The sequence below is a fragment of the Pseudomonas sp. Irchel s3f19 genome (genome assembly GCF_900187555.1).
GTDB classification, from domain to species: Bacteria; Pseudomonadota; Gammaproteobacteria; order Pseudomonadales; family Pseudomonadaceae; genus Aquipseudomonas; species Aquipseudomonas capeferrum.
Genome location: NZ_FYDW01000021.1, coordinates 1 through 24,649, shown reverse-complemented (window position 1 = coordinate 24,649; position 24,649 = coordinate 1). Strand labels below are relative to the sequence as shown.

General features: G+C 59.2%; 34 protein-coding genes. 31 read left to right on the top strand and 3 right to left on the bottom strand.

Translation table 11 applies throughout. The features are described 5' to 3' along the window. The first annotated feature begins 7 nt into the window (after positions 1 to 7). The 26 genes from rplB to bfr all read left to right on the top strand — a co-directional run bounded on the left by rplB (position 8) and on the right by bfr (position 13,982). Positions 8 to 832, top strand: coding sequence for a 50S ribosomal protein L2 (gene rplB, locus CKW22_RS26615; RefSeq protein ID WP_008089816.1), 825 nt, complete (start codon positions 8 to 10; stop codon positions 830 to 832). A gap of 16 nt (positions 833 to 848) precedes the next feature. After that, the gene (gene rpsS, locus CKW22_RS26610) at positions 849 to 1,124 is read left to right on the top strand and encodes a 30S ribosomal protein S19 (protein ID WP_003255482.1); all 276 of its coding nucleotides are present in this window, start codon (positions 849 to 851) and stop codon (positions 1,122 to 1,124) included. A gap of 11 nt (positions 1,125 to 1,135) precedes the next feature. Continuing rightward, on the top strand, positions 1,136 to 1,468 hold the full coding sequence (rplV, locus tag CKW22_RS26605; protein WP_003103908.1) for a 50S ribosomal protein L22: 333 nt from the start codon (positions 1,136 to 1,138) through the stop codon (positions 1,466 to 1,468). 13 nt (positions 1,469 to 1,481) lie between these two features. Further along, a complete protein-coding gene (rpsC, locus tag CKW22_RS26600) occupies positions 1,482 to 2,168 on the top strand; it encodes a 30S ribosomal protein S3 (RefSeq protein ID WP_003255481.1) in 687 nt (228 codons plus the stop codon). Positions 2,169 to 2,180: 12 nt separating this feature from the next. Then, positions 2,181 to 2,594 carry a 50S ribosomal protein L16 gene (rplP, locus tag CKW22_RS26595; RefSeq protein WP_003255479.1) on the top strand — a complete coding sequence of 138 codons (414 nt, stop codon included), beginning with the start codon at positions 2,181 to 2,183 and terminating at the stop codon, positions 2,592 to 2,594. Further along, complete coding sequence (gene rpmC, locus CKW22_RS26590) at positions 2,594 to 2,785, top strand: 50S ribosomal protein L29 (RefSeq protein ID WP_002555481.1); 192 nt, start codon at positions 2,594 to 2,596, stop codon at positions 2,783 to 2,785. The genes rplP and rpmC overlap by 1 nt, the downstream gene beginning before the upstream one ends. Before the next feature lie 2 nt (positions 2,786 to 2,787). Continuing rightward, on the top strand, positions 2,788 to 3,054 hold the full coding sequence (gene rpsQ, locus CKW22_RS26585) for a 30S ribosomal protein S17 (RefSeq protein WP_023534981.1): 267 nt from the start codon (positions 2,788 to 2,790) through the stop codon (positions 3,052 to 3,054). 23 nt (positions 3,055 to 3,077) lie between these two features. Further along, on the top strand, positions 3,078 to 3,446 hold the full coding sequence (gene rplN / locus CKW22_RS26580) for a 50S ribosomal protein L14 (protein WP_002555479.1): 369 nt from the start codon (positions 3,078 to 3,080) through the stop codon (positions 3,444 to 3,446). Between the two features lie 11 nt (positions 3,447 to 3,457). Next, complete coding sequence (gene rplX / locus CKW22_RS26575) at positions 3,458 to 3,772, top strand: 50S ribosomal protein L24 (protein WP_003255476.1); 315 nt, start codon at positions 3,458 to 3,460, stop codon at positions 3,770 to 3,772. Between the two features lie 20 nt (positions 3,773 to 3,792). Continuing rightward, on the top strand, positions 3,793 to 4,332 hold the full coding sequence (rplE, locus tag CKW22_RS26570; RefSeq protein ID WP_003255474.1) for a 50S ribosomal protein L5: 540 nt from the start codon (positions 3,793 to 3,795) through the stop codon (positions 4,330 to 4,332). 13 nt (positions 4,333 to 4,345) lie between these two features. Continuing rightward, the gene (rpsN, locus tag CKW22_RS26565) at positions 4,346 to 4,651 is read left to right on the top strand and encodes a 30S ribosomal protein S14 (protein ID WP_012316516.1); all 306 of its coding nucleotides are present in this window, start codon (positions 4,346 to 4,348) and stop codon (positions 4,649 to 4,651) included. A gap of 209 nt (positions 4,652 to 4,860) precedes the next feature. After that, positions 4,861 to 5,253, top strand: a complete 393-nt coding sequence (gene rpsH, locus CKW22_RS26560) for a 30S ribosomal protein S8 (protein WP_027594873.1) — start codon at positions 4,861 to 4,863, stop codon at positions 5,251 to 5,253. Positions 5,254 to 5,265: 12 nt separating this feature from the next. Then, on the top strand, positions 5,266 to 5,799 hold the full coding sequence (rplF, locus tag CKW22_RS26555; protein ID WP_003255469.1) for a 50S ribosomal protein L6: 534 nt from the start codon (positions 5,266 to 5,268) through the stop codon (positions 5,797 to 5,799). Between the two features lie 10 nt (positions 5,800 to 5,809). After that, positions 5,810 to 6,160 carry a 50S ribosomal protein L18 gene (rplR, locus tag CKW22_RS26550; RefSeq protein ID WP_008089801.1) on the top strand — a complete coding sequence of 117 codons (351 nt, stop codon included), beginning with the start codon at positions 5,810 to 5,812 and terminating at the stop codon, positions 6,158 to 6,160. A 3-nt stretch (positions 6,161 to 6,163) separates the two neighbouring features. Further along, positions 6,164 to 6,664 (top strand): 30S ribosomal protein S5, encoded by a 501-nt coding sequence (gene rpsE / locus CKW22_RS26545; RefSeq protein WP_003255465.1) that lies wholly within the window; start codon positions 6,164 to 6,166, stop codon positions 6,662 to 6,664. 2 nt (positions 6,665 to 6,666) lie between these two features. Further along, complete coding sequence (gene rpmD, locus CKW22_RS26540) at positions 6,667 to 6,843, top strand: 50S ribosomal protein L30 (RefSeq protein WP_008089798.1); 177 nt, start codon at positions 6,667 to 6,669, stop codon at positions 6,841 to 6,843. 3 nt (positions 6,844 to 6,846) lie between these two features. Beyond that, positions 6,847 to 7,281 (top strand): 50S ribosomal protein L15, encoded by a 435-nt coding sequence (rplO, locus tag CKW22_RS26535; RefSeq protein ID WP_003255461.1) that lies wholly within the window; start codon positions 6,847 to 6,849, stop codon positions 7,279 to 7,281. Beyond that, entirely contained in the window at positions 7,282 to 8,613 is a 1,332-nt protein-coding gene (gene secY, locus CKW22_RS26530) for a preprotein translocase subunit SecY (protein WP_003255459.1), read from the top strand. 28 nt (positions 8,614 to 8,641) lie between these two features. After that, the gene (gene rpmJ / locus CKW22_RS26525; RefSeq protein WP_002555468.1) at positions 8,642 to 8,758 is read left to right on the top strand and encodes a 50S ribosomal protein L36; all 117 of its coding nucleotides are present in this window, start codon (positions 8,642 to 8,644) and stop codon (positions 8,756 to 8,758) included. A 131-nt stretch (positions 8,759 to 8,889) separates the two neighbouring features. Further along, on the top strand, positions 8,890 to 9,246 hold the full coding sequence (gene rpsM, locus CKW22_RS26520) for a 30S ribosomal protein S13 (RefSeq protein WP_003255457.1): 357 nt from the start codon (positions 8,890 to 8,892) through the stop codon (positions 9,244 to 9,246). Positions 9,247 to 9,264: 18 nt separating this feature from the next. Further along, positions 9,265 to 9,654 carry a 30S ribosomal protein S11 gene (rpsK, locus tag CKW22_RS26515; RefSeq protein WP_003255454.1) on the top strand — a complete coding sequence of 130 codons (390 nt, stop codon included), beginning with the start codon at positions 9,265 to 9,267 and terminating at the stop codon, positions 9,652 to 9,654. Positions 9,655 to 9,669: 15 nt separating this feature from the next. Next, the gene (rpsD, locus tag CKW22_RS26510; RefSeq protein ID WP_009681977.1) at positions 9,670 to 10,290 is read left to right on the top strand and encodes a 30S ribosomal protein S4; all 621 of its coding nucleotides are present in this window, start codon (positions 9,670 to 9,672) and stop codon (positions 10,288 to 10,290) included. A 22-nt stretch (positions 10,291 to 10,312) separates the two neighbouring features. Next, positions 10,313 to 11,314, top strand: coding sequence for a DNA-directed RNA polymerase subunit alpha (gene rpoA / locus CKW22_RS26505; protein ID WP_003255452.1), 1,002 nt, complete (start codon positions 10,313 to 10,315; stop codon positions 11,312 to 11,314). Positions 11,315 to 11,356: 42 nt separating this feature from the next. After that, positions 11,357 to 11,743 (top strand): 50S ribosomal protein L17, encoded by a 387-nt coding sequence (gene rplQ, locus CKW22_RS26500; protein ID WP_033703488.1) that lies wholly within the window; start codon positions 11,357 to 11,359, stop codon positions 11,741 to 11,743. Positions 11,744 to 11,915: 172 nt separating this feature from the next. After that, positions 11,916 to 13,355, top strand: coding sequence for a catalase (locus CKW22_RS26495; RefSeq protein ID WP_047583913.1), 1,440 nt, complete (start codon positions 11,916 to 11,918; stop codon positions 13,353 to 13,355). A 162-nt stretch (positions 13,356 to 13,517) separates the two neighbouring features. Further along, entirely contained in the window at positions 13,518 to 13,982 is a 465-nt protein-coding gene (gene bfr / locus CKW22_RS26490; RefSeq protein ID WP_008089766.1) for a bacterioferritin, read from the top strand. Between the two features lie 68 nt (positions 13,983 to 14,050). Here bfr and uvrA read toward each other — a convergent pair whose 3' ends face one another. Further along, entirely contained in the window at positions 14,051 to 16,885 is a 2,835-nt protein-coding gene (gene uvrA, locus CKW22_RS26485; protein WP_177447969.1) for an excinuclease ABC subunit UvrA, read from the bottom strand. Positions 16,886 to 17,014: 129 nt separating this feature from the next. Between uvrA and CKW22_RS26480 the strand changes: the two genes are divergently transcribed. Together CKW22_RS26480 and CKW22_RS26475 are read left to right on the top strand one after the other, a co-directional pair. Continuing rightward, on the top strand, positions 17,015 to 18,409 hold the full coding sequence (locus CKW22_RS26480; protein ID WP_095065585.1) for an MFS transporter: 1,395 nt from the start codon (positions 17,015 to 17,017) through the stop codon (positions 18,407 to 18,409). A 9-nt stretch (positions 18,410 to 18,418) separates the two neighbouring features. Continuing rightward, entirely contained in the window at positions 18,419 to 18,970 is a 552-nt protein-coding gene (locus CKW22_RS26475; RefSeq protein WP_033703483.1) for a single-stranded DNA-binding protein, read from the top strand. A 108-nt stretch (positions 18,971 to 19,078) separates the two neighbouring features. On the opposite strand, the gene CKW22_RS26470 is transcribed toward CKW22_RS26475, so the two are convergent. Both CKW22_RS26470 and CKW22_RS26465 read right to left on the bottom strand, forming a co-directional pair. Continuing rightward, entirely contained in the window at positions 19,079 to 19,573 is a 495-nt protein-coding gene (locus tag CKW22_RS26470) for a heme-binding protein (protein WP_077068794.1), read from the bottom strand. A gap of 128 nt (positions 19,574 to 19,701) precedes the next feature. Next, on the bottom strand, positions 19,702 to 21,090 hold the full coding sequence (locus CKW22_RS26465; RefSeq protein WP_033703482.1) for a PLP-dependent aminotransferase family protein: 1,389 nt from the start codon (positions 21,088 to 21,090) through the stop codon (positions 19,702 to 19,704). Positions 21,091 to 21,533: 443 nt separating this feature from the next. On the opposite strand from CKW22_RS26465, the gene CKW22_RS26460 reads away from it, so the two are divergent. The 3 genes from CKW22_RS26460 to CKW22_RS26450 are packed head-to-tail and all read left to right on the top strand — an operon-like array spanning position 21,534 to position 24,172. Continuing rightward, positions 21,534 to 22,559, top strand: a complete 1,026-nt coding sequence (locus tag CKW22_RS26460) for a TauD/TfdA family dioxygenase (protein ID WP_033703480.1) — start codon at positions 21,534 to 21,536, stop codon at positions 22,557 to 22,559. 31 nt (positions 22,560 to 22,590) lie between these two features. Continuing rightward, positions 22,591 to 23,376 (top strand): TSUP family transporter, encoded by a 786-nt coding sequence (locus CKW22_RS26455; RefSeq protein ID WP_033703479.1) that lies wholly within the window; start codon positions 22,591 to 22,593, stop codon positions 23,374 to 23,376. A 22-nt stretch (positions 23,377 to 23,398) separates the two neighbouring features. Beyond that, positions 23,399 to 24,172: an SDR family NAD(P)-dependent oxidoreductase gene (locus CKW22_RS26450; protein ID WP_033703478.1), complete on the top strand. Its 774-nt coding sequence runs from the start codon at positions 23,399 to 23,401 to the stop codon at positions 24,170 to 24,172. Positions 24,173 to 24,649 lie beyond the last annotated feature (477 nt).

Below are 24,649 nucleotides of genomic sequence, written 5' to 3'. Positions count from 1 at the left end.
GTGCATCATGGCAATCGTTAAATGCAAACCGACTTCCCCTGGCCGCCGTTTCGTGGTCAAGGTGGTCAACAAGGAGCTCCATAAAGGCGCTCCTCACGCACCGCTGCTCGAGAAGAAGTCGAAGTCTGGTGGTCGTAACAACAATGGCCGCATTACCACTCGTCACGTTGGTGGTGGTCACAAGCAGCATTACCGTCTGGTCGACTTCCGTCGCAACGACAAAGATGGCATCCCAGCCACTGTCGAGCGTATCGAATACGATCCAAACCGTACTGCTCACATCGCCCTGCTGTGCTACGCAGACGGTGAGCGTCGCTACATCATCGCCCCTAAAGGCGTGAGCGCTGGCGACCAGCTGATCGCAGGTGCCCTGGCCCCAATCAAGGCCGGTAACTCCCTGCAGCTGCGCAACATCCCAGTAGGTAGCACCATTCACGGCGTCGAACTGAAGCCGGGTAAAGGTGCTCAGATCGCTCGTTCCGCTGGTGCTTCGGCTCAGCTGATCGCTCGTGATGGCGTCTACGTGACTCTGCGTCTGCGCTCCGGTGAGATGCGTAAAGTACTGGCTGAGTGCCGTGCGACCCTGGGCGAAGTCTCGAACTCCGAGCACAGCCTGCGTTCGCTGGGTAAAGCAGGTGCCAAACGCTGGCGCGGCGTTCGCCCAACCGTTCGTGGTGTTGCCATGAACCCGGTTGACCACCCACATGGTGGTGGTGAAGGTCGTACCTCTGGTGGTCGTCATCCGGTATCGCCATGGGGCTTCCCAACCAAGGGTGCTAAAACCCGTGGTAATAAGCGTACCGACAACATGATCGTCCGTCGTCGCAAGTAACTAGAGGGATACGACAGTGCCACGTTCTCTGAAAAAAGGTCCTTTTATCGATCTTCACCTGTTGAAGAAGGTCGAAGTGGCGGTGGAGAAGAACGATCGCAAGCCAGTTAAAACCTGGTCGCGTCGCTCGATGATCCTGCCACAAATGGTCGGTCTGACCATCGCGGTTCATAACGGTCGCCAGCATGTCCCAGTTCTCGTGAACGAAGACATGGTCGGCCACAAACTGGGCGAGTTCGCCGGTACCCGCACCTATCGCGGGCACGTGGCTGACAAGAAAGCCAAGCGTTAAGGGGTAAGGAAATGGAAGTAGCCGCTAAGTTGTCGGGCGCTCGCATCTCCGCCCAGAAAGCCCGCTTGGTCGCCGACCAGATCCGCGGGAAGAAGGTGGGCGAAGCGCTCAACCTGTTGGCCTTCAGCAGCAAAAAAGCCGCTGAAATCATGAAGAAAGTCCTCGAGTCGGCCGTTGCCAACGCCGAACACAACGAAGGCGCAGACGTTGATGACCTGAAGGTCTCCACCGTCTTCGTCAACGAAGGGCGTTCGCTGAAGCGCATCATGCCACGTGCCAAAGGCCGTGCTGATCGCATCGTCAAGCGGTCTTGCCATATCACTGTCAAGGTTGCGGACAAGTAACGGAGTCGATCAGATGGGTCAGAAAGTACATCCCACTGGCATTCGCCTGGGAATCGTCAAGGAGCACACCTCCGTCTGGTACGCAGACGGTGCTACTTACGCAGATTACCTGTTGAAGGATCTGAAAACACGTGAGTACCTCCAAGACAAACTAAAAAGCGCGTCCGTAAGCCGTATCGATATTCATCGTCCGGCTCAAACTGCACGCATCACCATCCACACTGCTCGTCCCGGTATCGTTATCGGTAAGAAAGGTGAGGATGTCGAGAAGCTGCGTCAGGACCTGACCAAGCAGATGGGTGTGCCTGTGCACATCAACATCGAAGAGATCCGCAAGCCGGAGCTCGACGCTATGCTGGTTGCGCAGAGCGTAGCTCAGCAGCTGGAACGCCGCGTAATGTTCCGTCGCGCCATGAAGCGCGCCGTACAGAACGCCATGCGTATTGGTGCCAAGGGCATCAAGATCCAGGTGAGCGGTCGTCTCGGCGGCGCCGAGATTGCTCGTACCGAGTGGTATCGCGAAGGTCGTGTGCCTCTGCACACCCTGCGTGCCGATATCGACTACAACACCTACGAAGCTCACACCACTTATGGTGTGATCGGTGTGAAGGTTTGGATCTTCAAAGGCGAAGTTATTGGTGGTCGCCAAGAAGAACTGAAACCACAAGCACCAGCGCCTCGTAAAAAAGCTGCTAAGTAAGGGGTACGCCAAATGTTGCAACCAAAGCGTACAAAATTCCGCAAGCAGATGACTGGCCACAACCGTGGTCTGGCACTGCGCGGTAGCAAAGTCAGCTTCGGCGAATTCGCCCTGAAAGCTGTTGCTCGCGGTCGCCTCACCGCCCGCCAGATCGAGTCGGCACGTCGTGCTCTGACCCGTCACGTTAAACGTGGCGGCAAGATCTGGATCCGTGTGTTCCCGGACAAGCCGATCTCCAAGAAGCCTCTCGAGGTTCGTATGGGTAAAGGTAAGGGCTCCGTGGAATACTGGGTTGCCCAGATCCAGCCAGGCAAAGTCCTGTACGAGATCGAGGGTGTTTCTGAAGAGCTGGCGCGCGAAGCTTTCGCCCTGGCTGCTGCAAAGCTGCCTCTCGCCACCTCCTTTGTTAAGCGGACGGTGATGTGATGAAAGCGAATGAACTTCGTGAAAAATCGGCACAGCAGCTGAACGAGCAACTGCTCGGCTTGCTGCGCGACCAGTTCAATCTGCGCATGCAGAAAGCAACTGGCCAGTTGGGGCAGTCGCACCTGCTCTCGCAAGTTAAGCGTGACATCGCTCGCGTGAAAACTGTGCTCAACCAGCAGGCAGGTAAGTGATCATGGCTGAAGCTGAAAAAACCGTCCGTACGCTGACTGGCCGTGTCGTCAGCGACAAAATGGACAAGACCATCACCGTTCTGATCGAGCGTCGCGTAAAGCACCCGATCTACGGTAAATACGTTAAGCGTTCGACTAAGCTGCACGCGCACGACGAAACCAACCAGTGCAAGATCGGCGACAAAGTTTCGATTACCGAAACCCGTCCGCTGGCCAAGACCAAGTCCTGGGCACTGGTTGAAGTCCTCGAACGCGCTGTTGAAGTCTAAGGGCTAGGGGTCGGAGAAATTTTATGATTCAGACTCAATCCATGCTCGATGTGGCCGATAACAGCGGCGCTCGTCGCGTCATGTGCATCAAGGTACTCGGCGGTTCGCACCGTCGTTACGCTGGCATCGGTGACATCATCAAAGTAACCGTCAAGGAAGCAATTCCGCGCGGTAAGGTCAAAAAAGGCCAGGTGATGACCGCTGTTGTCGTCCGTACCCGTCACGGTGTACGTCGCGCTGACGGTTCCATCATTCGTTTCGACGGCAACGCTGCTGTTCTGCTGAACAACAAGCAAGAGCCGATCGGCACTCGCATCTTCGGGCCAGTGACCCGTGAACTTCGTACTGAGAAGTTCATGAAGATCGTCTCGCTCGCCCCTGAAGTGCTGTAAGGAGATCCGACATGCAAAAGATTCGTCGTGACGACGAGATCATCGTGATCGCCGGCAAAGACAAAGGTAAGCGCGGTAAGGTGCTGAAGGTTCTTGCTGATGACCGTCTGGTTATCGGTGGTGTGAACCTGGTCAAGCGTCATACCAAGCCTAACCCGATGGCGGGCGTTCAGGGCGGTATCGTCGAGAAAGAAGCGCCTCTGCACGCTTCCAACGTTGCCATCTTCAACGGCGAAACCAACAAGGCTGACCGCGTTGGTTTCAAAGTAGAAGACGGTAAGAAAATTCGTGTCTTCAAGTCGACCCAAAAAGCGGTTGATGCTTGAACACTGCTAGGTAGAAGACCATGGCACGACTGAAAGAGATTTACCGGAACGAAATCGCTCCCAAGCTTAAGGAAGAACTTAAGCTGTCGAACGTGATGGAAGTTCCGCGCGTTACCAAAATCACCCTGAACATGGGTCTGGGCGAAGCGATCGGCGACAAAAAAGTCATCGAGCACGCTGTTGCCGACCTGGAAAAGATCACCGGTCAAAAGCCGGTCGTGACTTTCGCTCGTAAATCCATCGCGGGCTTCAAAGTCCGTGAAGGATGGCCGATCGGCGTCAAGGTGACCCTGCGTAGCGACAAGATGTACGAATTCCTGGACCGCCTGCTGGCGATCTCCCTGCCTCGGGTTCGCGACTTCCGCGGCCTGAATGCCAAGTCCTTCGATGGCCGTGGCAACTACAGCATGGGCGTGAAAGAGCAGATCATCTTCCCGGAAATCGATTACGACAAGATCGATGCTCTGCGCGGTTTGGACATCACCCTGACCACCACTGCTCGTTCGGATGACGAAGGCCGCGCTCTGCTGCGTGCTTTCAAATTCCCGTTCCGCAACTGATTGGAGTAGGAAAATGGCCAAGAAGAGCATGAAAAACCGCGAGCTGAAGCGTCAGCTCACGGTAGCCAAGTTCGCCAAAAAGCGTGCTGAGCTGAAAGCGACCATCGTCAACCTGAACGCCTCTCCTGAAGAGCGTTTCGCTGCCGTTGTCGCTCTGCAGAAGCAGCCACGTGATGCCAGCGCTGCGCGTCTGCGCAACCGTTGCCGCCTGACCGGTCGTCCTCACGGTGTATACCGTAAGTTCGGCCTGGGCCGTAACATGCTGCGTCAAGCGGCAATGCGTGGTGACGTACCAGGTCTGGTCAAGGCCTCCTGGTAATCGCTGCAGGTGTGATCCCGGCGGAAGGGGAGCAATCTTCCGACCGCCGGTGACCTCGCCAACAAACAAGCCCCTATATGGGGCTTGTTTCGTTTCTGCCTTGTGTCTAGAATGACCGGCTCACCTGAGCCTGGGTTTTTTACCCAACCCGCTCGGGTGGTTGTGATAGCCGCAAGGCTAATAATTCTTGTATCAGGAGCATCTAGCCCATGAGTATGCAGGACCCGTTAGCGGACATGCTAACTCGCATCCGTAATGCCCAGATGGCTGAAAAGTCCGTCGTGAGCATGCCTTCCTCTACGCTGAAGGTTGCGGTTGCCAAAGTTCTGAAGGATGAAGGTTACATCGCTGGCTACCAAGTCAGTGGCGAAGCCAAGCCCTCCCTGTCGATCGAACTGAAGTACTTCGAAGGCCGTCCGGTCATCGAGGAACTGAAGCGCTCCAGCCGTCCAGGCCTGCGCCAGTACAAGGCCGTCACCGATCTGCCGAAAGTACGTGGCGGTCTGGGCGTGTCTATTGTCTCCACCAACAAAGGTGTGATGACTGATCGCGCTGCGCGCGCTGCCGGCGTCGGCGGCGAAGTTCTCTGCACAGTGTTCTAAGGGGGGATAGACATGTCTCGCGTCGCTAAGAACCCCGTTAAGCTGCCATCTGGTGTCGAAGTCAAATTCGCCGGCCAGCAGCTTTCGGTGAAGGGTGCCAAAGGCACTCTCGAACTGAACGTTCACTCGTCTGTTGAAGTTACCGAAGAGTCTGGTGAGCTGCGTTTCGTCGCTCGCAATGGTGACCAGCAAGCTCGCGCCATGGCCGGTACTACCCGCGCTCTGGTCAACAACATGGTCCAAGGCGTAAGCCAAGGCTTCGAGCGTAAGCTCCAGCTGGTCGGTGTTGGTTACAAGGCTCAGGCCAAGGGCACCGTCCTGAACCTGGCCCTGGGCTTCTCGCACCCAGTGGACTACGAACTGCCAGCCGGTATCACCGCTGAAACACCTAGCCAGACCGACATCCTGATCAAGGGTATCGACAAGCAGCTGGTAGGTCAGGTGGCCGCTGAAATCCGCGACTTCCGTCCGCCAGAGCCTTACAAAGGTAAAGGTGTGCGTTACGCGGACGAAGTAGTCCGTCGTAAAGAAGCCAAGAAGAAGTAGGGCCTAGCAAATGACCGACAAAAAAGTTACTCGACTGCGTCGCGCTCGCAAAGCACGCCTCAAGATGCACGAACTCGAAGTCGTGCGCCTGTGCGTGTTCCGCTCCTCGCAGCACATCTATGCCCAGGTCATTTCGGCCGACGGCAGCAAGGTTCTGGCAAGCGCCTCGACCTTGGACAAAGACCTGCGTGATGGCGCCACTGGCAACATCGACGCGGCCACTAAGGTTGGCAAGCTGGTAGCTGAGCGTGCGAAAGCCGCCGGTGTATCTCAAGTTGCCTTTGACCGTTCCGGCTTCAAGTACCATGGCCGCGTCAAAGCGCTGGCTGATGCTGCTCGTGAAGGCGGGCTGGAGTTCTAAGTTATGGCAAATAACGATCAAAAGCGCGACGAAGGCTACATCGAGAAGCTGGTTCAAGTTAACCGCGTTGCCAAGACCGTAAAAGGCGGCCGTATCTTCACCTTCACCGCGTTGACCGTGGTAGGTGATGGTAAAGGTCGTGTTGGCTTCGGCCGTGGCAAGTCGCGCGAAGTACCAGCCGCGATCCAGAAAGCCATGGAAGCTGCTCGTCGCAATATGATCCAGGTTGACCTGAAGGGCACTACCCTGCAGTACGCCACCAAGGCTGCCCACGGCGCCTCGAAGGTTTACATGCAGCCTGCTTCGGAAGGTACCGGTATCATCGCCGGCGGCGCAATGCGTGCTGTCCTGGAAGTTGCTGGTGTTCAGAACGTTCTGGCCAAGTGCTACGGTTCGACCAACCCAGTGAACGTGGTTTACGCCACCTTCAAGGGTCTGAAAGCCATGCAATCTCCTGAATCCATTGCTGCCAAGCGCGGCAAGAGCGTCGAGGAGATCTTCTGATCATGGCAACCGTTAAAGTAACGCTGATCAAGAGCGTCTCGGGCCGTATTCCTAACCACAAACTGTGCGTTAAGGGTCTGGGTCTGCGTCGCATCGGTCACACTGTAGAAGTCCAGGATACTCCCGAGAATCGCGGGATGATCAACAAGGCTTACTACATGCTGCGCGTCGAGGGTTAATCGATGAAACTCAATGATCTGAGTCCAGCGCCGGGTTCCCGTCGCGAAAAACATCGTCCGGGTCGTGGTATCGGTAGCGGTCTGGGTAAGACCGGCGGCCGTGGCCACAAAGGTCAGACCTCCCGTTCGGGTGGTTCGATCGCTCCGGGCTTCGAAGGCGGTCAACAGCCGCTGCACCGTCGTCTGCCGAAATTCGGCTTCGTTTCGCTGAAAGCCATGGACCGCGCAGAAGTGCGTCTGTCCGAGCTGGCCAAAGTGGAAGGCGACGTGATCTCCGTGCAATCCCTGAAGGATGCCAACGTGATCAACCAGCACATTCAGCGTGTGAAAATCATGCTGTCTGGCGAAGTTACTCGCGCAGTCACCATCAAGGGCATCGCAGCCACCAAGGGTGCGCGTGCGGCTATCGAAGCAGCTGGCGGCAAATTCGAGGAATAAATGGCTAAGCAAGGTGCTCTCTCTTCGCTCGGTAAGGGCGGGATGTCGGAACTCTGGGCTCGTCTGCGCTTTCTGTTCATGGCGATCATCGTCTATCGGATAGGTGCGCATATCCCGGTTCCAGGCATCAATCCGGACCGTTTGGCGGATCTGTTTCGGCAGAATGAGGGGACCATTCTTAGCTTGTTCAACATGTTTTCCGGTGGTGCGCTTGAGCGCATGAGCATCTTTGCACTGGGGATCATGCCGTACATTTCGGCATCGATCATCATGCAGTTGATGACGGCGGTCAGCCCGCAACTGGAGCAGTTGAAGAAGGAAGGTGAAGCTGGCCGTCGCAAGATCAGCCAGTACACCCGCTACGGCACCGTTATTCTGGCGCTGGTCCAAGCCATTGGCATGTCCATTGGCCTGGCCAACCAGGGCGTGGCGTTTTCTGCCGGTCTAGGCTTCCATGTCGTCGCGGTTTCCACGTTTGTGGCAGGCGCGATGTTCATGATGTGGCTGGGCGAGCAGATCACCGAGCGCGGTGTGGGCAACGGTATCTCGATGTTGATCTTCGCGGGTATCGTTGCCGGTCTTCCGAGAGCAATCGGGCAGTCTTTCGAGTCTGCGCGCACAGGCGATATCAACATTTTCGCCCTGGTCGCTATCGGTTTGCTGGCAGTAGCGATTATCGGTTTCGTGGTGTTCATTGAGCGTGGTCAGCGTCGTATCGCCGTTCACTACGCCAAGCGTCAGCAGGGCCGCAAGGTCTTCGCTGCGCAGACCAGCCACTTGCCGTTGAAGGTGAACATGGCAGGGGTTATCCCGGCCATTTTCGCCAGCAGCATTTTGCTGTTCCCGGCTTCGCTGGGTGCCTGGTTCGGTCAGTCCGAAGGTATGGGCTGGCTGCAGGACATCTCGCAGTCGATCGCTCCTGGTCAGCCGTTGAACATTTTGCTGTTTAGTGCAGGGATCATTTTCTTCTGCTTCTTCTACACAGCGTTGATGTTCAATCCGAAAGACGTAGCGGAAAACCTGAAGAAGTCCGGTGCCTTTATTCCGGGTATCCGTCCTGGTGAGCAGTCGGCGCGCTACATTGATGGCGTTCTGACCCGTTTGACCATGTTCGGTGCTCTATACATGATGGCCGTCTGCCTTCTGCCCCAGTTCCTGGTGGTGGCAGCAAATGTGCCGTTCTACCTTGGCGGGACCTCGTTGCTGATTGTGGTAGTGGTTGTGATGGACTTCATGTCCCAAGTACAATCGCACCTCGTTTCGCACCAGTACGAATCCCTGATGAAGAAAGCCAACCTGAAAGGCTACGGTGGCAGCGGTTTGCTGCGCTGATACGCCCCTAAGGTTCGAGGAGTCGGTAATGAAAGTTCGTGCATCGGTGAAAAAGCTGTGCCGTAACTGCAAGATCATCCGTCGCGAAGGCGTCGTACGAGTGATCTGCAGCGCGGAACCGCGTCACAAACAGCGCCAAGGCTGATTGTGATCGTCGCTTCAAACCCAGCAGCTAGTGTGCTGCTGGGTTGATTATTCGTTTCTACAGCGATATTATCTCGCGCCCTATTTCTTGGCTTCCGGGGCGTAGGTAGCTGTCAATTGGAGTCCCACTGAATGGCCCGTATTGCAGGCGTCAACATTCCAGATAACAAGCATACTGTTATCTCGCTGACCTACATCTATGGTGTCGGTCGCACAACTGCGCAGAAGATCTGTGCAGACGCTGGTGTAAACCCAGCCGCTAAGATCAAGGATCTGAGCGACGAGCAAATCGAAACCCTGCGTGGCGAAGTCGCGAAGTTCACCACCGAAGGTGACCTGCGTCGTGACATCAACATGAAGATCAAGCGCTTGATGGACCTGGGTTGCTACCGCGGCCTGCGTCATCGTAAAGGTCTGCCGGTTCGCGGTCAGCGCACCAAGACCAACGCACGCACCCGTAAGGGCCCGCGTAAGCCGATCCGCAAGTAACCGCCCAGGAATATAGACATGGCAAAACCTGCTGCTCGTCCTCGTAAGAAAGTCAAAAAGACAGTGGTTGATGGCATCGCCCACATCCACGCTTCTTTTAACAACACCATCGTGACCATCACCGACCGTCAGGGCAATGCTTTGTCCTGGGCGACCTCCGGTGGTTCGGGTTTCCGTGGTTCGCGCAAATCCACCCCGTTCGCAGCTCAGATTGCTGCTGAGCGTGCTGGTCAAGCTGCGCTGGAATACGGTCTGAAGAACCTCGACGTTAACGTCAAGGGTCCAGGTCCAGGTCGTGAGTCCGCCGTTCGTGCATTGAACAGCTGCGGCTACAAGATCGCCAGCATCACCGACGTGACGCCAATCCCGCATAACGGGTGCCGTCCGCCGAAGAAGCGTCGCGTGTAATCAGGAGACAGAAGAATGGCACGTTACATTGGTCCAAAATGCAAACTGTCTCGTCGTGAAGGCACCGATCTGTTCCTGAAGAGCGGCGTTCGCGCTCTGGAATCGAAGTGCAACATCGAAGCAGCCCCAGGTATCCACGGCCAGCGCCGTGGCCGTCAGTCCGACTACGGTACCCAGCTGCGCGAGAAACAAAAAGTCCGTCGTATCTACGGTGTTCTGGAGCGTCAGTTCCGCGGTTACTACCAAGCTGCTGCCTCGAAAAAAGGCGCAACCGGTGAGAACCTGCTGCAACTGCTCGAGTGCCGTCTGGATAACGTCGTTTACCGTATGGGCTTCGGCTCGACTCGTTCCGAGTCCCGTCAGCTGGTTTCGCACAAAGCGATCAGCGTCAACGGTAAGACTGTAAACATTCCATCCTACCAAGTTCGTCCGGGTGACGTGGTCGCGGTTCGCGAGAAGTCGCTGAGCCAGCTGCGCATTGTTCAAGCCCTTGAACTGTGCGCCCAGCGTGGCCGCGTTGAGTGGGTTGATGTGGATGCTGCTAAAAAGTCGGGCGTTTTCAAGAACGTTCCTGCTCGCAGCGACCTGTCCGCCGACATCAACGAGAACCTGATTGTCGAGCTCTACTCCAAGTAAGGGCTAGAAAATAGGTGCATCCATGCAGATTTCGGTAAATGAGTTCCTGACTCCCCGCCACATTGATGTGCAGGTAGTCAGTCCGACCCGCGCCAAGATCACGCTCGAGCCTCTCGAGCGTGGCTTCGGCCATACCCTGGGCAACGCGCTGCGCCGCATCCTGTTGTCCTCCATGCCTGGCTGTGCAGTAGTCGAGGCCGAGATCGATGGCGTACTCCATGAGTACTCCGCGATCGAAGGTGTTCAGGAAGACGTCATTGAAATCCTGTTGAACCTGAAAGGCCTGGCTATCAAACTGCACGGTCGTGACGAAGTTACGCTGACCTTGTCGAAAAAGGGTTCGGGGGTGGTTACCGCTGCCGATATTCAGCTGGATCACGATGTCGAGATCGTCAACCCCGATCACGTAATCGCGAACCTGGCGTCGAATGGCGCCCTGAACATGAAGCTCACCGTAGCTCGTGGTCGTGGTTACGAGCCGGCCGACTCCCGTCAGACCGACGAAGACGAAAGCCGTAGCATTGGCCGTCTGCAGTTGGACGCTTCGTTCAGCCCGGTGCGTCGTATCGCCTATGTGGTCGAAAACGCCCGTGTTGAGCAGCGTACCAACTTGGACAAGCTGGTCATTGATCTGGAAACCAACGGCACCCTGGATCCTGAAGAGGCTATCCGCCGCGCTGCGACCATCCTGCAACAGCAGCTGGCCGCGTTCGTCGACCTCAAAGGTGACAGTGAGCCGGTTGTTGTCGAGCAGGAAGACGAGATCGATCCGATCCTGCTGCGTCCGGTTGACGACCTGGAACTGACTGTACGTTCGGCCAACTGCCTCAAGGCGGAGAACATCTACTACATCGGCGACCTGATTCAGCGTACCGAAGTAGAGCTGTTGAAGACTCCTAACCTGGGCAAGAAGTCCCTGACTGAAATCAAGGACGTCCTGGCCTCTCGTGGTCTGTCTCTCGGCATGCGCCTCGACAACTGGCCGCCTGCAAGTCTTAAGAAAGACGACAAGGCGACCGCCTGATCGTCGTAATCACCGAACGTAGTGTTTGGTAAGGAATGAATCATGCGTCATCGTAAAAGTGGACGTCACCTGAGCCGTACCAGCTCTCACCGCAAAGCTATGTTCCAGAACATGGCAGTGTCGCTGATCGAGCACGAGCTGATCAAAACCACCCTGCCGAAAGCCAAGGAACTGCGCCGCGTTGCCGAGCCGCTGATCACCCTGGCCAAGGAAGACAGCGTTGCTAACCGTCGTCTGGCCTTCGACCGTACCCGTTCGAAGTCCGCTGTTGGCAAACTGTTCAACGATCTGGGCAAGCGTTACGCCTCCCGTCAGGGCGGCTACCTGCGCATCCTGAAGTGCGGTTTCCGCGCTGGCGACAACGCGCCTATGGCGTACGTCGAGCTGGTTGATCGTCCAGTCGGTGGTGCTGTAGAAGCTGCCGAGTAAGACGTTCTGTCTGCTACAAAAAACCGGGCCTAGTGCCCGGTTTTTTGTTTCTGTACGTATTGTTAATTTCTATTGATACAAGTCATGTAATGAATTTGTCCTGAAACAACCGCTCGTCAATACTCCTATCCAAGCCGATTAGCCGGCACTTCAAGACCGATAAGGAGAGCCCATGAGCAAGATTCTCACCACCGCCAGCGGTGCACCTGTAGCTGACAACCAGAATTCCCGCTCTGCCGGCCCACGCGGTCCGCTGCTGCTCGACGATTTCCACCTGATCGAGAAGCTCGCCCACTTCAACCGCGAGAACATCCCCGAGCGTCGTGTTCACGCCAAGGGTTCGGGCGCCTATGGCACGTTTACCGTCACCCGCGACATCACCGCATACACCAGCGCCAAGTTGTTCGAGCAGGTCGGCAAACAGACTGAAACCTTCCTGCGTTTCTCCACCGTCGGTGGCGAACGGGGTTCGGCCGACACCGAGCGTGACCCGCGAGGTTTTGCGCTGAAGTTCTATACCGAGGAAGGCAACTGGGACATCGTTGGCAATAACACCCCGGTGTTCTTCATCCGTGACCCGCTCAAGTTCCCGGACTTTATCCACACCCAGAAGCGCCACCCGCAATCCAACCTGAAGAACGCCCAGATGATGTGGGACTTCTGGTCGCACTCACCCGAGGCACTGCACCAGGTCACCATCCTGTTCTCCGACCGCGGCATTCCGGACGGCTATCGTCACATGCACGGTTTCGGCAGCCACACCTACAGCCTGATCAGTGCGGCAGGCGAGCGCACCTGGGTCAAATGGCACTTCAAGACCCAGCAAGGCATCAAGAACCTCGCCCCAGCCGACGCTGCACGCCTGGCCGGCACAGACCCGGACTACGCCCAGCGCGACCTGTTCGAGGCCATCGAGCGTGGCGACTACCCGCGCTGGACAGTGTGCATTCAGGTGATGAGTGAAGCCGAGGCGGCCAGCCGCGACGAGAACCCGTTCGACGTGACCAAGACCTGGTCGCAAAAGGACTACCCGCTGATCGAGGTGGGTGTGCTGGAGCTCAACCGCAACCCGCTCAACTACTTCGCCGAAGTCGAGCAGGCCGCGTTCGGCCCTAGCAACATGGTCCCTGGCGTGGGGCTGTCGCCAGACCGCATGCTGCAAGGTCGCGTGTTCGCCTACGCTGATGCCCACCGCTACCGCGTGGGTACCAACCACCAGCACCTGCCGGTCAATGCACCGCGCTGCACGGTCAACAGCTACCAGCGTGACGGCTCGATGGCCACGGGCAGCTACGGTAGCGCGCCGAACTACGAGCCCAACAGCTACGGCGATGCGCCCAAGCAGTCCCCACGCCATGCCGAGCCTGCACTGGCCCTCAATGGTTCGGCTGATCGCTACGATCACCGCGAGGACAACGACTACTACAGCCACGCCGGTGCGTTGTTCCGCCTGATGAACGAACAGCAGAAGGCCTTGCTGATCAGTAACATCGCCGGTGCCATGGCAGGGGTGAGCGAGGATGTGATCCAGCGTCAGCTCCAGTACTTCTACAAGGCTGACGCCGCCTACGGCGAAGGCATTGCCAAGGCGTTGGGCGTGAACCTCGCTTAACTCGAAGTGATAAGAAGAACCGCCCTCATTTGGGCGGTTTTTCAATGAATATCACTACTGTTTAGCCGATTTTTTGCCTGTTATTGCGCGTTTATCCGTGACCGCGAGCAAAACCTGGTTCACACTATGTCCATTGATGTTTTCACATGGAGAAGCAGGGCGATGCAAGGTCACCCGGACGTAATCAACTACCTCGTCACGTTGCTGAAGGGCGAACTGGCAGCACGCGACCAGTACTTCATTCACTCGCGTATGTATGAAGACTGGGGCCTGTCCAAGCTCTACGAGCGCATCAACCACGAGATGGAAGAAGAGACGCAGCACGCCGATGCGCTGATGCGCCGCATCCTCATGCTCGAAGGTACGCCCGACATGCGTGCCGATGACCTCGAAGTGGGCAGCACAGTGCCGGAAATGATCGAGGCTGACCTCAAGCTCGAATACAAGGTGCGTGCCGCGCTGTGCAAAGGCATCGAGCTGTGCGAGCTGCACAAGGACTACATCAGCCGCGACATCCTGCGCGCACAGCTGGCTGACACCGAAGAAGATCACACCTACTGGCTGGAGAAGCAGCAGGGCCTGATCAAGGTGATCGGCCTGGAGAACTACCTGCAGTCGCAGATGTAAGTTATCCACAGCCCACGAAAAAGCCCCTGGCACCTACGGTATCAGGGGCTTTTTTATGCACAGGCGGATCAGGCCCGGTCACGCTCCAACAGCGGCTTGAGGTAATGCCCGGTGTAGGACTGCTTCATCTTGGCCAGCTCTTCCGGCGTACCGGTGGCAATGATCTGCCCACCCTTGGAGCCACCCTCCGGCCCCAGGTCCACCAGCCAGTCGGCCGTCTTGATCACGTCCAGGTTGTGCTCGATCACCACCACGGTGTTGCCGTGGTCGCGCAGGCGGTGCAGCACATCGAGCAACTGCTGGATATCGGCAAAGTGCAGGCCGGTGGTCGGCTCGTCGAGGATGTACAGGGTCTTGCCGGTGTCGCGCTTGGACAGCTCGCGCGACAGCTTCACCCGCTGCGCCTCACCGCCGGACAAGGTCGTCGCCGACTGCCCCAGCTTGATGTATGACAGGCCCACGTCCATCAGCGTTTGCAGCTTGCGCGCCAGCGCCGGCACCGCATCGAAGAACTCGCGGGCATCCTCGATGGTCATTTCCAGCACCTCGTGGATGTTCTTGCCCTTGTACTTGATCTCCAGGGTTTCGCGGTTATAGCGCTTGCTCTTGCACACATCGCACGGCACGTAGATGTCTGGCAGGAAGTGCATCTCGACCTTGATCAGGCCGTCGCCCTGGCACGCCTCACAACGCCCCCCCTTGACGTTGAACGAGAAGCGACCGGGGCCATAGCCACGCGAGCGCGACTCGGGCACGCCCGAGAACAGTTCGCGGATAGGCGTGAAGATACCGGTGTAGGTTGCCGGGTTGGAGCGCGGTGTGCGGCCAATCGGGCTCTGGTCGATATCGACTACCTTGTCCAGGTGCTGCATGCCGTCCATGCTGCTGTGCGGCGCGGCTTCCAGGCTGCTGGCACCGTTCAGCGCGGTCGCTGCGAGCGGGTACAAGGTGTTGTTGATCAGCGTCGACTTGCCCGAACCCGATACCCCTGTCACGCAGGTCAGCAGGCCGATCGGGATTTCCAGGTCGACGTTCTGCAGGTTGTTGCCGCGGGCACCCTTGAGTTTCAGCGAGAGCTTCTTGTCGCGCGGTGTGCGTTTGGCTGGCACGGCGATCTTCTTGCGCCCGGACAGGTATTTGCCGGTCAGCGAGTCAGGGTGCGCCATGACCTCTTCAGGCGTGCCCTCGGCGACGATCTGGCCGCCATGCACCCCGGCCCCCGGGCCGATGTCCACCACGTAGTCAGCCAGGCGGATAGCGTCCTCGTCGTGCTCCACCACGATCACCGTGTTGCCAAGGTCGCGCAGGTGGTTGAGGGTGGCCAGCAGGCGGTCGTTGTCGCGTTGATGAAGACCGATGGACGGTTCGTCGAGGATGTACATCACCCCGACCAGGCCCGCGCCGATCTGGCTGGCAAGGCGGATGCGCTGGGCTTCACCGCCCGACAGGGTGTCGGCGCTGCGGTCCAGTGTCAGGTAGTCCAGGCCGACGTTGACCAGAAATTGCAGGCGCTCGCAGATTTCCTTGAGGATCTTCGAAGCAATTTCGCCTCGGCGCCCGGTCAGGGTCAGCTCGCCGAAGTAGTTGCTGGCTTCACCGATGGGCAGGTTGGTAACTGCCGGCAGGGTTTTCTCGCCAACCCACACGTGGCGGGCCTCGCGCCGCAGGCGGGTACCGCGGCAGTCGGGGCAGGGCTGGGTGCCGAGCAGCTTGGCCAGCTCTTCACGCACCGTGGCCGACTCGGTTTCGCGGTAGCGCCGCTCCAGGTTCGGCACGATGCCTTCGAACGGGTGCGAGCGCTTGACGATGTCGCCCCGGTCGTTGAGGTACTTGAAGTCCACGCTCTGCTTGCCGCTGCCTTGCAGGATCACCTTCTGGTGCTCGGCCGACAGCTCGCCGAACGGCGCCTCCAGGCTGAACCCGTAATGCGCGGACAGCGAGCCGAGCATCTGGAAGTAATAGACGTTGCGCCGGTCCCAGCCACGTATCGCGCCCTCGGCCAAGGTCAGCTCGGTATTGACCAGGCGCTTGGTGTCGAAGAACTGCTTGACGCCCAGGCCGTCACAGGTCGGGCAGGCACCGGCCGGGTTGTTGAACGAGAACAGCTTGGGTTCCAGCTCGCTGATCGCATGGCCGCAGACCGGGCAGGCGAAGCGGGCGGAGAAGATCATCTCTTCGCCTTCCTCATCGTCCATCGGCGCCACCAGCGCGATGCCGTCGGCCAGCTTGAGCGCAGTCTCGAACGACTCGGCCAGGCGCTGCTGCAGGTCGGCGCGGACCTTGAAGCGGTCTACCACCACATCGATGCTGTGCTTCTTCTGCTTGTCCAGCTTGGGCAGTTCATCGAGCTCGTAGAGCTTGCCGTTGACCCGTGCGCGGACGAAGCCTTGGGCGCGCAGCTCGTCGAACACCGCCAGGTGCTCGCCCTTGCGCTCGCGGATTACCGGGGCCAGCAGCATCAGCTTGCTGCCTTCTGGGCGCTCCAGTACCAGGTCGACCATCTGGCTGATGGTCTGCGCTTCCAGCGGGATGTCGTGGTCCGGGCAGCGCGGGGTGCCGACGCGGGCATAAAGCAGGCGCAGGTAGTCGTAGATCTCGGTGATCGTGCCCACGGTAGAGCGCGGGTTGTGCGACGTCGACTTCTGCTCGATGGAGATGGCCGGGGAGAGCCCTTCAATGGTGTCGACGTCGGGCTTTTCCATCATCGACAGGAACTGCCGGGCATAGGCCGACAGCGATTCGACATAGCGGCGCTGGCCTTCGGCGTACAGCGTGTCGAACGCCAGTGAGGACTTGCCGGATCCGGACAGGCCGGTGATCACGATCAGCTTGTCCCGCGGCAGGGTCAGGTCGATGTTCTTCAGGTTGTGGGTACGTGCCCCACGAATCAGGATCTTGTCCACTGCGGCCTCGCTCGGCGGGCATAAACAAGGAAGTATACGGCGCGCTGCCATTACGCGGCAAAGCGTCGCGTATATGCCGTCTAGCTGTCGGACTGATAGAATCGCCGCCGGTTCACACGAGGTTAATCCATGCACGACACCCACAACGAGCGCATGAGTGGCAGCGAAACCCGCGCCGCAAGCGGCCTGGCCCTGGTCTTTGCCTTTCGTATGCTGGGCATGTTCATGGTCTTGCCGGTGCTGGCCACCTACGGCATGGACCTGGCTGGCGCCACGCCCGCGCTGATCGGCCTGGCCATTGGCGCCTATGGCCTGACCCAGGCGGTACTGCAGATCCCGTTCGGCATGGTGTCCGACCGCATCGGGCGGCGTCCGGTGATCTACCTGGGGCTGGTGATCTTCGCCCTGGGCAGCATTTTGGCGGCCCAGGCCGACTCTATCTGGGGCGTGATCGCCGGGCGCATTCTGCAGGGCGCGGGGGCGATTTCTGCGGCGGTCATGGCGCTGCTGTCCGACCTTACCCGCGAGCAACACCGCACCAAGGCCATGGCCATGATCGGCATGAGCATCGGCCTGTCATTCGCCGTCGCCATGGTCGTCGGGCCACTGTTGACCAGTGCCTTCGGCTTGTCAGGATTGTTCCTTGCCACGGCGGGGCTTGCCTTGGTCGGTATCCTGCTGATTGCCTTCGTCGTGCCCAATTCCCACAGCACCCTGCAGCACCGCGAGTCGGGTGTCGCGCGCCAGGCACTCGGCCCGACCCTGCGCCATGCGGACCTTCTGCGCCTGGACGTCGGTATCTTCATCCTGCATGCCATCCTCATGGCCAGCTTCGTCGCCCTGCCTCTTGCCTTCGTCGAACGGGGCGGCCTGCCGAAGGAAGAACACTGGTGGGTGTACCTGACCGCGCTGTTCATCTCATTTTTTGCAATGGTGCCGTTCATCATCTACGGCGAGAAGAAGCGCAAGATGAAACGCGTGCTGGCCGGAGCGGTCAGTGTGTTGCTGCTGGTGGAGGTGTTCTTCTGGCAGTGGGCTGACAACTTGCGCGGACTGGTGATTGGCACCGTGGTATTCTTTACTGCATTCAACCTGCTGGAAGCCTCGCTGCCTTCGCTGGTGAGCAAGGTGTCGCCTGCGGGTGGCAAGGGAACGGCGATGGGGGTGTATTCCACCAGCCAGTTCCTGGGTGCCGCCCTAGGCGGAATCCTCGGTGGCTGGTTGTTCCAGCACGGTGGGCTGAACATGGTGTTTCTGGGTTGTGCGGCGCTGTGTGCCGTGTGGCTGGTCGTTGCCTTGCGCATGAACGAGCCGCCGTATGTGACCAGCCTGCGCATGCCGTTGACGCCCGAGGCAGTCCGGGAAGCCGGGTTGACCGAACGCCTGATGGCCGTGCCGGGTGTAACCGACGCCGTTGTGGTGGCAGAAGAAGCCGCCATCTATATCAAACTGGATACGAAAATTTTGGACCGTACGACCCTCGAGCGTCTGGTGAACCCAGCCTCTTCGGCGTGCGAAGCCTAGGAGAACGTTATGGCCCGTGGGGTTAACAAAGTCATTCTGGTCGGCACCTGTGGCCAGGATCCCGAAGTCCGCTACCTGCCCAACGGTAACGCCGTGACCAACCTGAGCCTGGCTACCAGCGAGCAGTGGACCGACAAGCAGTCGGGCCAGAAGGTCGAGCGTACCGAGTGGCACCGCGTGTCGATGTTCGGCAAGGTTGCCGAAATCGCCGGCGAATACCTGCGCAAGGGTTCGCAGGTGTACATCGAAGGCAAGCTGCAGACCCGTGAGTGGGAAAAAGACGGCATCAAGCGCTACACCACCGAAATCATCGTCGACATGCAGGGCACCATGCAGCTGCTGGGCGGCCGTCCGCAGAACCAGCAAGGTGGCGGCGACCAGTACAACCAGGGTGGTGGTAACAACTACAACCAGGGCGGCCAGCAGCAACAGTACAACCAGGCGCCGCCACGTCAGCAGGCCCAACGCCCGCAGCAGGCGCCACAGCGTCCTGCACCGCAGCAGCCAGCGCCGCAGCCGGCCGCTGACTTTGACAGCTTTGATGACGATATTCCGTTCTGATCAGAGCGGTTAGGCGTCGCGCTACATCGAAAGCCCAGGGCATTTGCCCTGGGTTTTTTTATGTGCGAGGAAACTTCACGGGCGCAAATGAAAGGTAAGCCTCGAGAGTCAGGCATCGCCATCCAGCGCCGCCTGGGCAAACTGCACATCCAGCTCCGGCGTAGCCCCGCTGATACCGATGCCGCCGATATGCTGGCCATTCGCATCCATGATTGGCAGGCCACCCCCCAGTAGTGTGAAGCCAGGCAGTGACGCATAGGGATTCGCTGGCAGGGCAGCACTGCGCTCTGCAAGTGTTCTGGAGGCAAGCGGGAAACGGGCGGAAGTCGCGGCCTTGAGCTTTGCGACCTGGATGCTGCCGCTGCTGGTGCCGTCCATGCGGTGGAAGTGCTTGAGGTTGCCATGGTTGTCGACAATGCTGATGACGATGGCAAAGCCCTCGGCCTGGGCAGCGCGTTCGGCGGCTGAGGCCATTGCCCGGGCGGCTTCGGCAGTGATCGAGGCGGAGGGAGGCGGGGCGGCTGTCAGGGGATCAGCCAGCGAGGGTGCCGCCAGCAACAGCGAGCACATGAGGAGACTGGCACGGCCGTAGTAGGTTTTCATGCAAGCATTACCCTTAGGATTTTTCGGGCAACCTAGCAGGCGACTGGCGTTTGTTGATGTAGTCCGTTTCAGAAACCGATGTCGGCCTGTCTCAAAAGGACGGCAGCGAGCCGTCCAGGGTCATTCGCCTAGTAGAAAAGCCGCGGCTCTGGTGAATCCAGCAGGCTGACCAGTTTGGTCAGGGCAAAGCCCAGTTCCGAACGGCTCGGCGTCATCAGGGCGATACGCACGCCGCAGGTGGCAGCGCTGCGCTCAGGCAGGAACTGGCTGCCGCTGACCACGGTGACGCCATTGTTGCGCGCCAGGTTGGCAAATTCGTCGCTGGTCCAGGGTTCGGGCAGCTCCAGCCAGATATGAAAACTGTAGGGCTGGCTGCGGATCTTGTACTTGCCGAGGATTTCACGGGCCATCTGCTGGCGCGTGGCCGCTTCGTCCTGCTGCACCTGCACCAGTTGCTCGGCCATGCCGCTGTTGATCAGGTTGCTGGCCAGTTGTGCCATCAACGGCGATGGCATCCACACGCTGCTGCGCACCATCGACGACAGCCGCGACAGGGTTTGCGGCGGGGCATACAGGTAGCCGATACGCAGCGCTGGCAGCACGCTCTTGGACAAGCTGGTGAGGTATACCGAGCGTTCGGGTGCATAGGCGGCCAAGGGCTTGTAGCCAGGTGCTGGCTCCAGGAAACCGTAGATATCGTCATCGACGATGAACAGGTCGAACTCGCGGGCAATGGCGGCGATGGCTTCGCGGCGCGCGTGGGGCATGATCGAGTTGGTCGGGTTCTGGTGGGTGGTGACGCACACCAGCAGGGAAGGGCGGTGCTCCATGCACGCTGTGCGCAAGGCCTCGGGAATCAGGCCGTGTTCGTCCATGGCCACACCGCGTAGGCGGCGCCCCATGCTATGGGCCAGCGAAATGATGCCTGGGTAGCAGAACGACTCGCACAGTATGACGTCGTCGCCTTTGGACAGGCTGCTGATGGCCACCAGCAGGCCATGCTGGGCACCCGAGGTCAGCACTACCTGCTGCCAGTTGGCTTCAGGCATCCAGCGCTGGATCCAGGCCGCACCGGCCTGCTTGTGCGTCGCATGGCCACCCTCGGTGACGTAATCGAGCACCTGGGCCAGGTCGGGTGACGCGGCCAGTTCGTTTATTGCCCCGCGCAGCCAGTCGGTCATGTGCGCGTCATTGGGCTTGATGATCGAAAGGTCGATCTGCCCGCTCTCGCGTTCGGCTGGCGGCATCAAGGGGCGTGCTGCCGGGGCCTGCGCCTGGCGTTGCTGCAGCACGAAGGTGCCGCGCCCCACCTCGCCCACCACCAGGCCACGTTTGGCCGCTTCGTCATAGGCTCGGCCGATGGTGCCAGGCGTCACGTTCAGTGATTCGGCCAGGTCCTTGAGTGTCGGCAAGCGTTCGCCAGCGGTCAGCCGGCCGCTACCGATGTCCTGTTCAAGGGCGTCGGCGATCATCAGATAGACCGGCTGTGCCAGGTCGCTGTAGTGAGGAACCCACATGGAAATGGCACCAGAAGCTGCAAGAACGCGAAAGCCTAGCACGAAAGGTCTGATAGGAGTAATTGTGTTTTTGTCTAGGTAAATTGCACCGATTGAGGTGGTTTCGCTAAACAAAAACGGAGGAAGGGGCGAATCGCGTTCCGGCTGTACTCGGCACCAGGCACGCGTGTCTACGGCGGTTTTTCCAGAAATCTTTTGAAATCAATGAGTTGATTGAATCGATTCAATCGGTGTTCTTTGTTGATGATGAAATAAATTGAGTCGATTCTATTTTTGTAATTACAATGATTGAGTCGATGCAATTGACGGGTGCCCTTTCTGCCTCCGCCACCCCCATCGCACAGCTGTGAACGGCTTCAAAAAAAAGACAATGTCTGCCGCCTCTGCCCGGCTTAGCACGACACCGAATGGCCACAAGCTAGCTCAATGGACTAACACTCGAAATGGAAAGCGCACACCTGCAACAAGCAGCCGAGCCTCAGACTTCACTGGAGATTCGCCTGCCTTGGGTGACTTCAAGTGCCTGGCAAACCGTACTGAACAATACCCCCCTCGATTTCGAAACCAGCAAAGAGCTCTATCCGCAGCTCAAGGACCAGGCACAGGAGGTGCTGGGCAAAGCACTCTGCCAACAGATTCGTGGCTTCGTCGAAGACCCGCAGCTGACCTGCATGATCGTGCGCAACTGCCCACGCGACCGCGACGTCCCCCCTACGCCGTACTCCGGGGTACTCAGCCCGCGCAGCACGCCGATAGCCTGCCTGGTCAGCCTGACCATGCAGAGCCTGATGGGGATCAACCCGATCGTTTATGAAGGGGAGAACGACGGGCGCCTGTTCCGCCATGTCATCCCGGCGCGTACCTCGTCCAGCCACAAAAGCTCCCACGGCTCGCGCCTGCGCTTTTCCTACCACGTCGACAACCCCGACTTGCCGTTGTCGTCCGAGCCACTGGGCAGCGCTTCGTGCTGCCCGGAGTACCTGTCGTTCTTCGGCATGCGCTGTGACCCGCGTATCAGCACAACCCTGGTCAACCTCGATGCCGTAGTGGCGGCGCTGCCCGCGGCCAGCGTGCGCGAGCTTTGCCAGCCACAGTTCGAAATTCGCCGCCCCGACTCGTTCACCGCCAATCGGCGCTGCACCGCGGAGCTGCCCGTGCTGGCACGTGGCAACGCGGGGGAGTGGTTGTGCCGTTTCGACAGCGAAAACACCCACGGGCTGAACCTGCGTGCCGAGCAAGCCCTGGCCAGCCTGCGCGGCGTGCTGGAAACCCGCCGCTTCGATGAGCCGCACCTGCTGCTGCCGGGTGACTTCATGGTGTTCAAGAACCAGCGCGTATTGCATGCCCGTGATGGCTTCGAGCCGCAAAACGACGGTGCCGACCGCTGGCTGATGCGCCTGTTCGCAGTCAACGACCTGAACCGTGTGCATTTCACCCGCGCCGATCACCTCTACGAAGTGCGCTCCTGATCTCACTCAACCACTCGATGGAAGTAATGCTATGGAACTGTTAGGCGCTTTCTGGGCGGAACACTGGCTGCTGGCGATCCTGATGCTGGGGGCGATCGCGTTCATTGCCGGCTTCGTCGACAGCATTGCCGGCGGTGGCGGGCTGTTTCTGGTCCCTGGGTTTTTGCTGGTGGGCATGCCGCCGCAAGTGGCCCTGGGGCAAGAAAAACTGGTCAGCACCCTGGGCACGCTGGCGGCCATTCGCAACTTTCTGGCCAACAGCAAGATGGTCTGGAAGGTGGCGCTGGTCGGCGTGCCGTTCTCGTTGCTCGGGGCCTACCTGGGGGCGCACCTGATTGTGTCGATCTCCCAGGAGACCGTGGGCAAGATCATCCTGGCGCTGATCCCGGTCGGCATCCTGATTTTCCTCACCCCTAAGGACCGCCCGGTCGAGGAACGCGAGCTGTCACCGCGGGTGCTGTACACCGTGGTGCCATTGACCTGCCTGACCATCGGCTTTTATGACGGTTTCTTCGGCCCCGGCACCGGCAGCATGTTCATCATCGCCTTCCACTACCTGCTGCGCATGGACCTGGTGTCCAGCTCGGCCAACTCCAAGACCTTCAACTTCGCCTCCAACATCGGCGCACTGGTGGCGTTCATCATGGCCGGCAAGGTTGTGTACCTGCTGGCCCTGCCACTGGTGGCCTGCAACATCCTCGGCAACCACATGGGCAGTGCCCTGGCCTTGCGCAAAGGCAATGACGTGGTGCGCAAGGTGTTGGTGTTCTCGATGCTGTGCCTGTTCACCAGCCTGGGCGTGAAGTACCTGGTCTGACTTACCCAACCGGAGATAACTGATGAAAACCGCATTCGTAACCGGCGCCTCCTCGGGGTTCGGCCGTGCCATCTGTCGTACCTTGGTTGCCAAGGGCTACCGCGTGATCGGTGGCGCCCGGCGCATGGATAAACTGCAGGCATTGGAGGGTGAATTGGGGGTCAATTTCATCCCGCTGGCCCTGGATGTCACCGACCCGGTGTCGCTTGAAGCGGCAGTCGAACAGATCCGTGATGCGTCGCTGCAGATCGACCTGCTGGTGAACAACGCCGGGCTGGCGCTGGGCGTCGATCGCGCCCAGGCCAGCAGCGCCGAAAACTGGCAGCGGATGATCGACACCAATGTCACCGGGCTGGCCATGGTCACCCACAAGATCCTGCCGCAGATGGTGGCGGCGGACAGCGGGATGATTATCAACATCGGCTCCATTGCCGGCACTTACCCCTACCCAGGCGGCAACGTGTATGGCGCCAGCAAGGCATTCGTTCGCCAGTTCAGCCTCAATCTGCGTGCCGACCTGGCCGGTACGTGTGTTCGGGTGAGCAACATTGAACCGGGCCTGTGCTCGGGTACCGATTTTTCGCTGGTGCGCCTGAAGGGCGATGTGGAGGCCGTGCAGGCTCTGTACCGTGATGTGGAGGCGATTCTGCCGGAGGATATCGCGGCCACGGTGGCCTGGATTGCGGACCAGCCCGCGCATGTGAATATCAATACCATCGAGATCATGCCGGTGGCGCAGAGCAGTGCGGCGCTTAATGTGGTGCGCGATCTGCCTAGGCCGTTGGGCGCTGCTTGATTGCCCCGTTATCGTTTGGGCCAACTGGCGCCATGGCGGCTGATGGCCTCTTCGCGGGATCTTGTGGGGTTTACCGCGAAGAGGCCAGTGAGATCAATGCAACCTCCTAAGTGGCTGGAACCTGTAGCATTTGGTTTCAGGTTCAGAAATGTCTTACGGCGGATGGGTTTGTTGGCTGTGAGGTGCATGTCGGGAGAAAAGGGTGGGCACGGGGTGTTCGCCACAACAGCTTCAGCGCCTATGAGATCGAGCGCCGCCCGCGCGGCGCTTCGCGGGGCAAGTCGGATCGCCGCACCGCCGCTCCCACATCTGTTTCGGGCCAGTTATGCCTGATGCATTGGCGCGCGGCACTTTGGTGCCCGCCACAATATCGCGTCGGACAAACAAGGCGGTCGCGCGCAAATGGCACAGGCCTCACTGGCCCGAAACAGATGTGGGAGCGGCGGTGCGGCGATCCGACTTGCCCCGCGAAGCGCC

Excerpts from the sequence above, each read along its gene's own strand:
- rplB (WP_008089816.1), top strand. The coding sequence starts at position 8 with ATGGCAATCGTTAAATGCAAACCGACTTCCCCTGGCCGCCGTTTCGTG.
- rplV (WP_003103908.1), top strand. The coding sequence starts at position 1,136 with ATGGAAGTAGCCGCTAAGTTGTCGGGCGCTCGCATCTCCGCCCAGAAA.
- rpsC (WP_003255481.1), top strand. The coding sequence starts at position 1,482 with ATGGGTCAGAAAGTACATCCCACTGGCATTCGCCTGGGAATCGTCAAG.
- rplP (WP_003255479.1), top strand. The coding sequence starts at position 2,181 with ATGTTGCAACCAAAGCGTACAAAATTCCGCAAGCAGATGACTGGCCAC.
- rpmC (WP_002555481.1), top strand. The coding sequence starts at position 2,594 with ATGAAAGCGAATGAACTTCGTGAAAAATCGGCACAGCAGCTGAACGAG.
- rpsQ (WP_023534981.1), top strand. The coding sequence starts at position 2,788 with ATGGCTGAAGCTGAAAAAACCGTCCGTACGCTGACTGGCCGTGTCGTC.
- rplN (WP_002555479.1), top strand. The coding sequence starts at position 3,078 with ATGATTCAGACTCAATCCATGCTCGATGTGGCCGATAACAGCGGCGCT.
- rplX (WP_003255476.1), top strand. The coding sequence starts at position 3,458 with ATGCAAAAGATTCGTCGTGACGACGAGATCATCGTGATCGCCGGCAAA.
- rplE (WP_003255474.1), top strand. The coding sequence starts at position 3,793 with ATGGCACGACTGAAAGAGATTTACCGGAACGAAATCGCTCCCAAGCTT.
- rpsN (WP_012316516.1), top strand. The coding sequence starts at position 4,346 with ATGGCCAAGAAGAGCATGAAAAACCGCGAGCTGAAGCGTCAGCTCACG.
- rpsH (WP_027594873.1), top strand. The coding sequence starts at position 4,861 with ATGAGTATGCAGGACCCGTTAGCGGACATGCTAACTCGCATCCGTAAT.
- rplF (WP_003255469.1), top strand. The coding sequence starts at position 5,266 with ATGTCTCGCGTCGCTAAGAACCCCGTTAAGCTGCCATCTGGTGTCGAA.
- rplR (WP_008089801.1), top strand. The coding sequence starts at position 5,810 with ATGACCGACAAAAAAGTTACTCGACTGCGTCGCGCTCGCAAAGCACGC.
- rpsE (WP_003255465.1), top strand. The coding sequence starts at position 6,164 with ATGGCAAATAACGATCAAAAGCGCGACGAAGGCTACATCGAGAAGCTG.
- rpmD (WP_008089798.1), top strand. The coding sequence starts at position 6,667 with ATGGCAACCGTTAAAGTAACGCTGATCAAGAGCGTCTCGGGCCGTATT.
- rplO (WP_003255461.1), top strand. The coding sequence starts at position 6,847 with ATGAAACTCAATGATCTGAGTCCAGCGCCGGGTTCCCGTCGCGAAAAA.
- secY (WP_003255459.1), top strand. The coding sequence starts at position 7,282 with ATGGCTAAGCAAGGTGCTCTCTCTTCGCTCGGTAAGGGCGGGATGTCG.
- rpmJ (WP_002555468.1), top strand. The coding sequence starts at position 8,642 with ATGAAAGTTCGTGCATCGGTGAAAAAGCTGTGCCGTAACTGCAAGATC.
- rpsM (WP_003255457.1), top strand. The coding sequence starts at position 8,890 with ATGGCCCGTATTGCAGGCGTCAACATTCCAGATAACAAGCATACTGTT.
- rpsK (WP_003255454.1), top strand. The coding sequence starts at position 9,265 with ATGGCAAAACCTGCTGCTCGTCCTCGTAAGAAAGTCAAAAAGACAGTG.
- rpsD (WP_009681977.1), top strand. The coding sequence starts at position 9,670 with ATGGCACGTTACATTGGTCCAAAATGCAAACTGTCTCGTCGTGAAGGC.
- rpoA (WP_003255452.1), top strand. The coding sequence starts at position 10,313 with ATGCAGATTTCGGTAAATGAGTTCCTGACTCCCCGCCACATTGATGTG.
- rplQ (WP_033703488.1), top strand. The coding sequence starts at position 11,357 with ATGCGTCATCGTAAAAGTGGACGTCACCTGAGCCGTACCAGCTCTCAC.
- CKW22_RS26495 (WP_047583913.1), top strand. The coding sequence starts at position 11,916 with ATGAGCAAGATTCTCACCACCGCCAGCGGTGCACCTGTAGCTGACAAC.
- bfr (WP_008089766.1), top strand. The coding sequence starts at position 13,518 with ATGCAAGGTCACCCGGACGTAATCAACTACCTCGTCACGTTGCTGAAG.
- CKW22_RS26480 (WP_095065585.1), top strand. The coding sequence starts at position 17,015 with ATGCACGACACCCACAACGAGCGCATGAGTGGCAGCGAAACCCGCGCC.
- CKW22_RS26475 (WP_033703483.1), top strand. The coding sequence starts at position 18,419 with ATGGCCCGTGGGGTTAACAAAGTCATTCTGGTCGGCACCTGTGGCCAG.
- CKW22_RS26470 (WP_077068794.1), bottom strand. The coding sequence starts at position 19,573 with ATGAAAACCTACTACGGCCGTGCCAGTCTCCTCATGTGCTCGCTGTTG.
- CKW22_RS26465 (WP_033703482.1), bottom strand. The coding sequence starts at position 21,090 with ATGTGGGTTCCTCACTACAGCGACCTGGCACAGCCGGTCTATCTGATG.
- CKW22_RS26460 (WP_033703480.1), top strand. The coding sequence starts at position 21,534 with ATGGAAAGCGCACACCTGCAACAAGCAGCCGAGCCTCAGACTTCACTG.
- CKW22_RS26455 (WP_033703479.1), top strand. The coding sequence starts at position 22,591 with ATGGAACTGTTAGGCGCTTTCTGGGCGGAACACTGGCTGCTGGCGATC.
- CKW22_RS26450 (WP_033703478.1), top strand. The coding sequence starts at position 23,399 with ATGAAAACCGCATTCGTAACCGGCGCCTCCTCGGGGTTCGGCCGTGCC.